The following is a 10,022-nucleotide window of genomic DNA, read 5'->3' on the forward strand; positions in this document are numbered from 1 at the left end:
CGCATGCGCAGGCCCTTGTCGCGCCACTGGCGGCTCTGCCGGCAGGCGTCCTCGATCACCCAGTTGCCGATCATCCCGATCAGGCCGAAGCGTTCGGCGATGGGGATGAAGGTGCTCGGCAGGAGCAGGCCGCGGGTCGGGTGCTTCCAGCGCAGCAGCGCCTCGACGGCGGTAACCTTGCCGCTCTTTGAATCGATCTTCGGCTGGTAGAAGAGCTCGAACTCCTTGGCGACGATCGCCTTGCGCAGGTCGCGCAGCAGCTCGAACTGCGCTTCGGCGTCGGCGTCCATGGCCGTGGAGTAGAAGCAGTGCGTCGAGCCGCCGGAGCGCTTCGATGCGTACATGGCGGCGTCGGCGCGGGCGATCAGCTTGGCGTGGCTGCAGCCGTCCGGGTACATGGCGATGCCGACCGAGCAGGAGATCATCACCTCGCGGCCTTCGGCTGCGTACGGCTGCGACAGGCCCTTGATGAGGCGGTCGGAGACGTTGACCACGCCTTCCTGCGACGACACGTTGGTGAGGAGCAGCAGGAACTCGTCGCCGCCGACGCGGGCGACCACGTCCTTGCCGCGCGACAGCGCCTTGAGCCGCTGCCCGACCTGCTCGAGCACGAGGTCGCCGATCGAGTGGCCGTAGGTGTCGTTGACGGGCTTGAAGCCGTCGAGGTCGATGAACAGGAGCGCCAGGCGGCTGCCGCTGGCGTCGGCCTTGGTCGCCGCGGCGGCCAGGCGGTCCTCGAAGTAGACGCGCGTCGGCAGCTGGGTCAGGCTGTCGACCGTCGGCGCGGCGCTCTGCATGCGCCGGGTCGCGGGCTCGTGCTCGAAGGCCGCGCCCTGGGCCAGGGTCTCGAGCATCACCTTGGTCACGCCGGCGAGCGCGGCGAGGAGGAGGGCCTCGGCCCAGGCCGGGGTGAAATCGGCGGGTGCGCCGATCGGCACCGCCGCCGCCAGGGTGACCAGCGCGGCAGCGACGAATGCGGCGCCCCCGCGCGCGGCCAGGGCCTTGCGGCTCGGCTTGAACTCGAGCGCGATGCCGACCAGGACCGTGGCGAGCAAGAAGATGGCGAGGCCGGGGCCCCACGAGCCGACGCTCATCGTCAGGCGGAACAGGCCGGGGGTCGCGATCAGCGAGTGACCGTAGGTGACCAGCAAGGTCAGGGTCGCCAGGCCGGCGAAAGCGGGCAGCGTCTTGCGCGTCGCCGCGACCGCGCTCGCCATGGCGAGGCCGGCCAGCGCCAGGGCGACCGCGACGGCGACCGCCGGCGTACTGAAGAAGCCGCCGGACATGTCGATCGATGCGAGGAAGTGGGCCGGCCACCAGAGCCCGGCGCCGACGAGGAGGATGGCGCAGGCCTTCAGACGCAGGGACAGGACGCGGGAGCGCTGTCGCGCCGAAGCGAAGACTTCGGCGCCGAGCCACAGCAGCGCCGTGCTGATCGCGATGGCCGCGATGCCGGGCAGCAGCCGTTGGCTATCCAGGAAGGTCATGGTGAGCTGGCCCGCTCGAGCACAAGTGCAGGTGATCCCCCCGTGGGAGCACCGACTCACTCATTTCGGTACAGCGGGCGATTCCTTGAGCGCCATCGTCCGGCGCCGGAACCAGTGGGTGCGGCAGCGTATCGGCTTGCCGCGCCCGCGGCGGCTCAGTGCCGCCGTGGATGTCGATAATGCACGTTTTGCCGGCTGCCGAGCGATGCCGCCGGCACCGGGGTCACCGGCGCGGCAGGCGCCGGCCCGTGACTTCGACGCGCGGCAGGACGATGACCTGCGTCGGTTCCGCCTTGCCGGGTCGGGCGCCGGCGGCGCCGAGTCTGGCATCGGCGGCGACCGCGAAGCCGGCGGTCGCCAGGACGGCGAACATCGCGGCGGAGGCGGTGAGGCGGCTGATCATGGCGGGGCTCCTGCGTTCGGCGGCGACTTCAAGGCAGATGCACTCTAGGCCGACGCGCGCCGCCCGGACAGCGGCTTGCGACGGATCCCGGGCTCGGTCGCACGAGCTGCCGTGGAGCGCGACGAACGGGCGTCGCGCATCGACGGCGGGCTAGATCGGTGCTGTGCGGCGCAGCAGCCAGTCGAGCGCGGCGCCCTCGACATGCGGCCGCAGCCGCTCGGCGACGGTCGCGTGATAGCTGTTGAGCCAGGCGATCTCGTCGGCGCGCAGGAGCGAGGGCTCCAGGCAGCGCGTGTCGATCGGGCAGAGGGTCAGCGTCTCGAACTCGAGGAACTCGCCGAACTCGCTGCCCGCGTATGCCGCCGACGCCACGTTGAGAACGAGGTTCTCGACCCGCACGCCCCAGCGCCCGGGCCGGTACAGGCCGGGCTCGACGCTGGTGATCATGCCGGGCTGCATCGCCATCGCCGGCTCGGCGATGACGCGCGAGATCGCTTGCGGGCCTTCGTGCACGTTGAGGAAGTAGCCGACGCCATGACCGGTGCCGTGCCCGAAGTCGAGGCCCTGCTCCCAGAGCGGCACGCGCGCGACCGCGTCGAGCATCGGCGACAGCGTGCCGCGCGGGAAGCGGATGCGGCTGAGCGCCATCGTGCCGCGCAGGACGAGGGTGACGTCGCGCCTCTGCTCGTCGCTGAGCTGGCCGACCGGCCACATGCGCGTGATGTCGGTGGTGCCGCCGCGGTACTGCGCGCCGGAATCGACGAGGAGGAGGCCGTCGCCCTCGATCGCGGCGTGCGACTCCGGCGTGGCGCGGTAGTGGGGCATCGCGCCGTTGCCGTTGAAGGCGGCGATGGTGGCAAAGCTCGGCCCGACGTAGCCGGGCCGCTTTGCCCGCGCCGCCGTGAGCCGCTCGTCGACGGTCAGCTCGGTGATCGGCTCCTGCCGGGACGGGTCGGCCAGGGCGGCCTCGAACCAGGCGTAGAACTCGCACATCGCGGCGCCGTCCTGGATCATCGCCCGGCGCACGTGCGCCGCCTCGGCCTCGCTCTTGCGGCTCTTGGCCAGCGTGCTCGGATTGATCGCCTCGATGCGGCGCGCCCGCGTCGGCTCGACGAGGCCGAGCGTCGTCCGCTTCGGGTCGACGAGCAGGGCCGCCTGCGCGGGCAGGGCCGCGAGCGCCTGTCCGACGCGGCCGTAGGGCGCGACCCGGACGCCGTCGGCATCGAGGCGGGCCTGAAGCGCCGCGTCGACCTTGATCGGTTCGACGAACAGCGTCGCCGCGTCGGCGGCGATGAGCAGGTGGGCGATGAACACCGGGTTGAAGCTGACGTCGGCGCCGCGCAGGTTGAGGACCCAGGCGATGTCGTCGACCGTCGAGATCAGATGGTGCGTCGCGCCTGCCTTGCTCATCTCATGGCGCACGGCCGCCAGCTTGGCCGAGCGCGCCTGCGGCGCCTCCGGCCCGGCGTGCTCGTACACCGGCGCGCCGGGCGGCGGCGGCCGTTCGCGCCAGGCGTCGGCGAACACGTCGAGGTCGGTGCGCAGCCCGATGCCGCGGGCGCCGCGCGGGTCGCGCAGCGGGCGGCCGCCGGCCAGCGACAGCACGGTGCCGTCGACGGCGACGGTATGGCCGAGGGCCACGTGCTCGCACAGCCACTCCACGTGCTGGGTGGCAGCGGGCGAGGGTACCTTGACGAGGTCGATCCCGCTGCCGGCCAGCTCGCGCTCGGCCTGCACCCAGTAGCGGCTGTCGACGAAGAGGGCGGCGCGGTCGAGGGTCACGGCGAGCGTCGCGACCGAGCCGGTGAAGCCCGATGCCCACTGCCTGGCCTGCCAGCGCTCGGGCAGGTACTCCGACAGGTGCGGGTCGCTCGAGGGCACCAGCACCGCGGCCGCGCCGCCGGCCTTCAGCGCGTCGCGGATGCACTCGATGTTCAGGCGGGCGGCGGAGGTGCGTGTGTCCATCGCGCTGATTGTAGAAAGCCGCTCCTCGCTGCGGGCCGCCACTAGGCCACGGATCGCGGCTCGCCTGATGGCGGTTCGGCGACGACCCGCGCATTCCGCGCGTACGTGAAATAGGCCCAGGCCCAGTCCGTCATCACCATCAGCCGGTTGCGGAAGCCGATGAGGAAGTAGATGTGGGTGAAGAGCCAGAACAGCCAGGCCAGGAAGCCGCTGAAGCGGAGCGACCCGAACCCGGGGATGGCGAGGTCGACGATGGCGGCCTTGCGGCCGATGGTCGCCAGGTTGCCGTAGTCGATGTAGCGGAATGCCTGCGTCGGCTCGCCGCGCAGGCGGCGCAGGACGTTGGCGGCGGCAAGGCGTCCCATCTGCTTGGCAGCCGGGCTGATCCCCGGCACCGGCTTCGGGCCGTCCGCGGTCGGCGAGGTCGCCGCAGCGAGGTCTCCGATCACCGATATCTCGGGATGACCCGCCACGCTCAGGTCCGCTGCGACCGGGACGCGCCCGCCGCGATCGAGCGCAGCCCCGGTCTGTGCGGCGATGCGCACGCCGAGCGGCACGCCGGCGACGCCGGCAGCCCAGATCACGGTCCGGCTGGCCATGCGTTCGCCGCTCGCCGCATCGCCCGGCCCCGCTGCGACGAACGTGACACCGTCGGCGTCGATGCCCGTCACGCGGCAACCGGTGCGCACCTCGACGCCGAGACGAACCAGCTGCTCGGCGGCGCGCGCCGACAGCGTCGGCACGAAGGTGCCGAGGACGCGGTCCGAGCCTTCGAGGAGGACGATGCGGCTGCGCTGCGGGTCGATGCGGCGGAACTGGCGCAGCAGCGTGTGCCGGGCGATCTCGCTCATCGTCCCGGCCATCTCGACCCCGGTCGGGCCGCCGCCGATGACGACGAAGGTGAGCCAGGCCTCGCGCTCGGCGGGGTCGGATGCACGCTCGGCGTTCTCGAACGCACCGATGACGCGAGCGCGGATGGCGAGGGCGTCGGCCAGCGTCTTCAGACCGGGCGCATGGCGCTGCCAGTCGGCGTGGCCGAAGTAGCTGTGGGTAGCGCCGGCGGCGACGATGAGGTGGTCGTACGGCAGGCGCTCGCCGTCGTCGAGCAGGACCTGCCGCGCTGCCACATCGACGTCCTGCACCTCGGCCCTCAGAACGGTGAGGTTGCCGCGGCCCATCTCGCGTCGCAGCACGTGCCGGATCGGCGCGCTGACGGCGGGCGCGCTCAGCCCCGCGGTCGCCACCTGGTAGAGCAGGGGCTGGAACAGGTGGTGGGTTGTGCGGTCGACCAGCGTGATCTCGAGCGGCGACTTCGAGAGCTTGCGCACCGCTTCGAGGCCACCGAAGCCGCAGCCGATGACGAGGACGCGCTTAGCGGAGCTCATGGGGCCATTTTCCGCGCCGCGGCGCGGCCGGCTTGCCCGGCGACAGGTCTGGCCGTTGCGCCGGGTGGCGGCACCCGACTGTGGTGCCGCCACCATAGGCGTGAACTAGTTTCCGCTTACAAATTGCAATCCCGCGAATCAGGGGGTGATCCGCCTTAAGCTGCGCGGGTTTGCCCCCGTGCATCCAAGGAGCCGCGTCATGAAGTCCTCCTCACCGTCCTTTCCAGTCGCCGTTGCGGTACTTTTCGGCGCCATCCTGGCGGGAGTCGGCAGCGCCGCAGCCGCCGCAGACATCCGCGTGCTGCTCGGCGTCGACCCGGCCGACACCTCGGGCGACATCCTCCTCAGCGCTTCGCTGGCGCCGGCGCAGTCGATGACCCGTGTCACCGGCTCGAGGACGACGATCACGCAGACCTCGGTCATGGCCGAGGTGATGCGGGCGAGCCGGACGGTCGAGAACGAGATCATCATCGCGCCGGCACACGTGACGGCGTCGGCGATGCTGCATGCCTACCAGCTCCTGGCCACCAGCGGGCAGGAACAGAGCTACGTGCTCGTCGCCAGGAACGACATCGACAAGGTCGAGAAGCTTGCCGGCAAGCGCTTGTACCTGCCGCAGCAGGATTCGCTGCGCAGCTACGTCGCCAAGGGCCTGCTCGTCGATTCGGGCGTCAAGCTGGCCCAGTTCGCCAAGGTGACCTACGGCAACACCAGCGGCGGCGGCCTGGTCGCGCTCTCGTTCGACGTCGCCGACGTCACGGTCGCCGACGAGGCGCAGGCCAAGGCCTGGATGGCGGCGCATCCCGGCCAGGCCCGGATCCTGAAGACGACGCGCCCGGTCCCCGGCGGCATGGCCATGGTCGTGCGGAAGGATTTCTGCGCCAGCGACTGCAGCCGCCTCACCGAATGGGTGAACTCGCCGGACGGTGCCATCCCGGGCATCGGCCGCTTCCGCATCGCCTCGGCCGATGCCAACAAGGCCTTCACCTACGTCGCGTCGCTGGGCATCACCACGCCGGACGCGGTGCAGGGCGTGACGCGCGTCGGCCCTGAGGAAGTGGCCGAACTCGCCAGGCAGAACGTGCCCATCGTCGACACGCGCTCGCAGAAGGAGTTCGACAGCGAGCATGTGCGCGGCGCGGTCCTCGCGCCCTACGTCGAGAAGAGCCTCAAGGAGATCGACTTCGACGCCAAGAAGGACGACTTCTCGGCCTTCACCGCCATGAAGCTGCCGAAGGACAAGCCGGTCGTCTTCCTCTGCAACGGACCGGAGTGCTGGAAGTCCTACAAGGCCTCGCGTGCCGCGCTCGCCGCGGGCTACGCCAAGGTCTACTGGTTCCGGGGCGGCATGCCCGAGTGGCGAGAGAAGCGCATGCCGCTCGAGGGCAGCGCCGGCGCGGCGCTGGCCCGCATAACGGCTCCGGGCAAGACGGGCGCGACGAAGACGGTGGCTGCCGCACCCTGACGGGTCGATCTCGCGCGCCGACGCCTCGGTCGGCGCCACCCCCGCGGGGGGCCTCAGTCGCGCGCCGTGGAGCCGGGCCTTGCCAGCATCCGCAGCAGGCGCGCCGTATCGCGCCGTGTGGCGACAAGGGCACCGCGCTCGATGCGGCCGTAGAGATCGAGCAGGGCCTCGCCCCTGGCGGTGACGCTCGCCCCGCCGCCGCGGCTCCCGCCCTGTGTCGTCGCGATCGCCGGGCGATCGAGGCAGCGATTCAGCTCGTCGAGCAGCAGCCAGGCGCGCCGGTACGACATGGCGAGCGACCGCGCCGCCGCCGAGATCGAGCCGTGCTCGCGGACCGCGGCCAGCAGGGCGATCTTGCCCGGGCCGATGGCGACCACGTCGCCGACGCGCACGCGCAGGCGAAGCTGCAGCTTCGCGGGCGCCATGTCGGTGTCGCGCGCCGTGCGCCCGGCCTCGCGGCTCACGGCTCGCGGCGCAGGTCGACCACGCGCTCGGCACGCTCGCTGTTGACCCAGAGCCGGCCGCGCATCCGCCTGTCGTCTGCATCGATGCTGGCGCGCAGCGTCCCGCCGTCGATGGGCTCGGTGCCGTCGGGCACCTCGACGCGCACGGTGAGCACGACGCGGCGCGGCCCGCCGGGAAGGCCTGGCTCGACGCGGTCGTCCTCCGAATCCAGCACCTTGCCTTCGCCTCGGTAGAACACGCGCTTGAGCTCCCGCCCGTGGCGCTGCTTCCAGTAGTCGCGGTGGTTCTGCCAGTCGCGCGCGTGCTCGACCTCGACGGCGCTGCTCGTGAAGCGGAGGTCCTTGGCTTGATGCGTGAAGGTCACGATCACCACGTCACCCTCGCGCGCGCTGATGGCGCCGCGCGCACCGATCGAGGCACGCCAGCGCCCGGCGAGGCTGGCGGCGCGCTCCTTCTGCCACCACCACGCGGCCAGCCCCGCGGCCCCCAGCCCGAGCAGCGTGCCGCCCAAGAGCAAAGGCCGACGACCGGTTGTCGGAGTCAAGGTCGGATCGCCCCCGCCGAGCAGCCCGATGGGGCGCGACGGCACCGGAGGCGCGCCTTCGCGGACGACGAGGCCCAGGTTGCAGAGGTCGTCGGCGAGCCGGCCGACGTCATGGCGCCAGTCGTAGGCACGGAGCTTGCGCCATGTGCGCTCGGCGAGCTGCTCGAACGGGGGCGGCAGGTCCTCGCGCCGCGGGGTCTGCAGGACGCCGTCGCAGAGAACGGGGATGACGTGAGCGTTTGCCGCGACGCCGGCCTCGAGCTCGGTCCGGACGGGGTCGTCCATCCGCTCGATGAGGCGCTGCCCGGCAGCGTCGCACGCGTCCAGGTAGTTCGGAGTGATCAGAACGAGCAGGATCGGCCCGCTGCCGAGGGCGCTTCGGATCTCGTCGCGCCAGCGCGAGCCGGCCGGGAGGTCTTCCTTGTCGAGGAAGATCTGCTCCTGCCCGAACAGCGAGTCGAGGTCGCGCGCCAGGGCCGTCGCCTTGTCGGTGCCGTCGCTGCTGCGGTAGCTGATGAAGACGCGTGCGGTCACGTGGCAGCCCGATTCACAGATCGGTGCGCAGCTTCCAGATCTCGGGGAAGAGCACGACGTCGAGCATCTTGCGCAGGTAGCTCACGCCGCCGGTGCCGCCGGTGCCGCGCTTGAAGCCAATGACGCGCTCGACCGTCGTCACGTGCCGGAAGCGCCAGAGCCGGAAGGTGTCCTCGAGGTCGGTGAGCTCTTCGCCGAGCTGGTACAGGTCCCAATGCGACTGGGGATCGCGGTAGACGACGAGCCAGGCCTGCGCGACCGCCTCGCTCGCCACATAGGGCCGGGCCCAGTCGCGCTGGAGGTGGCTCGCCGGCACCGGCAGGCCGCGCCGCGCCAGCAGGCGCAGTGCCTCGTCGTACAGGGAAGGCGCGTCGTGCGCTGCCTGCACGAGCGCGAGGAGGTCGGGCCGGTGCGAATGCGGCTTCAGCATCGCCGCATTCTTGTTGCCGAGCATGAACTCGATCATCCGGTACTGCCAGCTCTGGAACCCGCTGCTCGAGGCGAGCGACGGCCGCATCGCAGAGTACTCCGGCGGCGTCATCGTCGCCAGCACGTCCCAGGCGTGGACCAGCTGCTCCATGATCTTGCTGACGCGCGCGAGCGTCTTGAAGGCCGGCTGCAGGCGGTCGGCAGCGACCGCCTCGATCGCCGCGCGCAGCTCGTGCAGCATCAGCTTCATCCACAGCTCGCTCACCTGGTGCTGGACGATAAACAGCATCTCGTCGTGCGTGCCGGAGCGGAGCTGCTGCGCGTTCAGCACCGCGTCGAGGTGGAGGTAGTCGCCGTAGCTCATGTCGGCGCGGAAGTCGACCTTCGCCGCTTCGGCGGCGATGATCGCTGCGGCCGTGGCCGGCCCGGCCGCCGCACCGGCGCCGTCGCTGGTCTCGCCCTTCACGTCACCACCGCCCGCCGCGCGAAGCGCGCCTCGCGCCATGCGCCCCCGGCGAGCACGTCGCCCAGCTGCTCGGCCGCGTCCCAGGCGTCGACATGGCGCGTGTAGAGCGGCGTGAAGCCGAAGCGCAGCAGGTCGGCGGCCAGGCTGGGGTCGGGCCGGCCCGGCGTCGCGGAGCGGTCGCCGCCGCGGAAGTCGCCGATCACGCCGCGCTCGATGAGCGCCTGCATGACCGGGTACGCCGCCGGGTGCGCGTAGCTGACCTGGCTGCCGCGCTCGGTCGGCTCCAGCGGCGTGACGAGGGTCAGCTCGGTGCCGTCGCACCGCCGGGAGACGAGGTCGATGAAGAGACGGGTCAGGGCGATCGACTTGGCACGCAGGGCGGCCAGGCCGCCGTGCGCCTCGGCCTGGTCGAAGACCTCGAGGCCGCACTCGAGCGCGGCCAGCGCCAGCACCGAGGGCGTGCCGCAGACGAAACGCGAGATGCCCGGGGCCGGGCGGTAGGCTGGCGCGAACTCGAACGGCGCGGCGTGGCCGAGCCAGCCCGAGAGCGGCTGGCGCAGGCCTTCCCGGTCCATCCGCGCCGTATGGCGGGGATGGGCCCAGACGAAGGCCGGCGCGCCGGGGCCGCCGTTCAGGTACTTGTAGCCACAACCCACCGCGAAGTCGGCAGCCTCTTCGATCGGGCCCTTGCCTTTCAGGTCGACCGGGACGGCACCGGCCGAATGGGCCAGGTCCCACACGACCAGCGCACCCGCCGCGTGGGCATCGCGTGTGACCTGGGCCATGTCGAACATCCGCCCGGTCCGGTAATTGACGTGCGTGAGCATCAGCACCGCCAACTGTTCGTTCAGGTGCGCGGGCAATTCGTCGGCGTCGATC

9 protein-coding genes are annotated in these 10,022 nt (G+C 71.6%); 1 reads left to right on the forward strand and 8 read right to left on the reverse strand.

All coding sequences use genetic code 11. The features are described 5' to 3' along the window. From AC30N0_RS04200 to AC30N0_RS04215, 4 genes are all read right to left on the reverse strand, one after another. A partial coding sequence (locus tag AC30N0_RS04200; protein ID WP_489516678.1) for a putative bifunctional diguanylate cyclase/phosphodiesterase occupies window positions 1-1,487 on the reverse strand: 1,487 nt, incomplete at its 3' end. A 223-nt stretch (window positions 1,488-1,710) separates the two neighbouring features. Beyond that, window positions 1,711-1,890 (reverse strand): hypothetical protein, encoded by a 180-nt coding sequence (locus AC30N0_RS04205; protein ID WP_489516679.1) that lies wholly within the window; start codon window positions 1,888-1,890, stop codon window positions 1,711-1,713. Between the two features lie 150 nt (window positions 1,891-2,040). Further along, a complete protein-coding gene (locus AC30N0_RS04210; RefSeq protein ID WP_489516680.1) occupies window positions 2,041-3,855 on the reverse strand; it encodes a M24 family metallopeptidase in 1,815 nt (604 codons plus the stop codon). A 41-nt stretch (window positions 3,856-3,896) separates the two neighbouring features. Further along, window positions 3,897-5,240, reverse strand: coding sequence for an NAD(P)/FAD-dependent oxidoreductase (locus AC30N0_RS04215; protein ID WP_489516681.1), 1,344 nt, complete (start codon window positions 5,238-5,240; stop codon window positions 3,897-3,899). Between the two features lie 199 nt (window positions 5,241-5,439). Here AC30N0_RS04215 and AC30N0_RS04220 point away from each other — a divergent pair, with 199 nt between their 5' ends. Then, a complete protein-coding gene (locus AC30N0_RS04220; RefSeq protein ID WP_489516682.1) occupies window positions 5,440-6,705 on the forward strand; it encodes a rhodanese-like domain-containing protein in 1,266 nt (421 codons plus the stop codon). 53 nt (window positions 6,706-6,758) lie between these two features. Here the strand turns inward: AC30N0_RS04220 and AC30N0_RS04225 are convergent, their stop codons facing one another. The 4 genes from AC30N0_RS04225 to AC30N0_RS04240 all read right to left on the reverse strand — a co-directional run. Next, on the reverse strand, window positions 6,759-7,169 hold the full coding sequence (locus AC30N0_RS04225) for a winged helix-turn-helix domain-containing protein (protein ID WP_489516683.1): 411 nt from the start codon (window positions 7,167-7,169) through the stop codon (window positions 6,759-6,761). Next, on the reverse strand, window positions 7,166-8,248 hold the full coding sequence (locus AC30N0_RS04230) for a toll/interleukin-1 receptor domain-containing protein (RefSeq protein WP_489516684.1): 1,083 nt from the start codon (window positions 8,246-8,248) through the stop codon (window positions 7,166-7,168). The genes AC30N0_RS04225 and AC30N0_RS04230 overlap by 4 nt, the downstream gene beginning before the upstream one ends. Window positions 8,249-8,261: 13 nt before the next feature. Then, entirely contained in the window at window positions 8,262-9,182 is a 921-nt protein-coding gene (gene kynA, locus AC30N0_RS04235) for a tryptophan 2,3-dioxygenase (RefSeq protein WP_489516685.1), read from the reverse strand. Then, window positions 9,140-10,022 (reverse strand): aminotransferase class V-fold PLP-dependent enzyme (locus AC30N0_RS04240; RefSeq protein ID WP_489516686.1); only part of this gene is annotated, 883 nt, incomplete at its 5' end. The genes kynA and AC30N0_RS04240, both read right to left, overlap by 43 nt.

It is taken from the genome of Rhizobacter sp., from assembly GCF_031412495.1.
Lineage (GTDB): Bacteria > Pseudomonadota > Gammaproteobacteria > Burkholderiales > Burkholderiaceae_C > Schlegelella_A.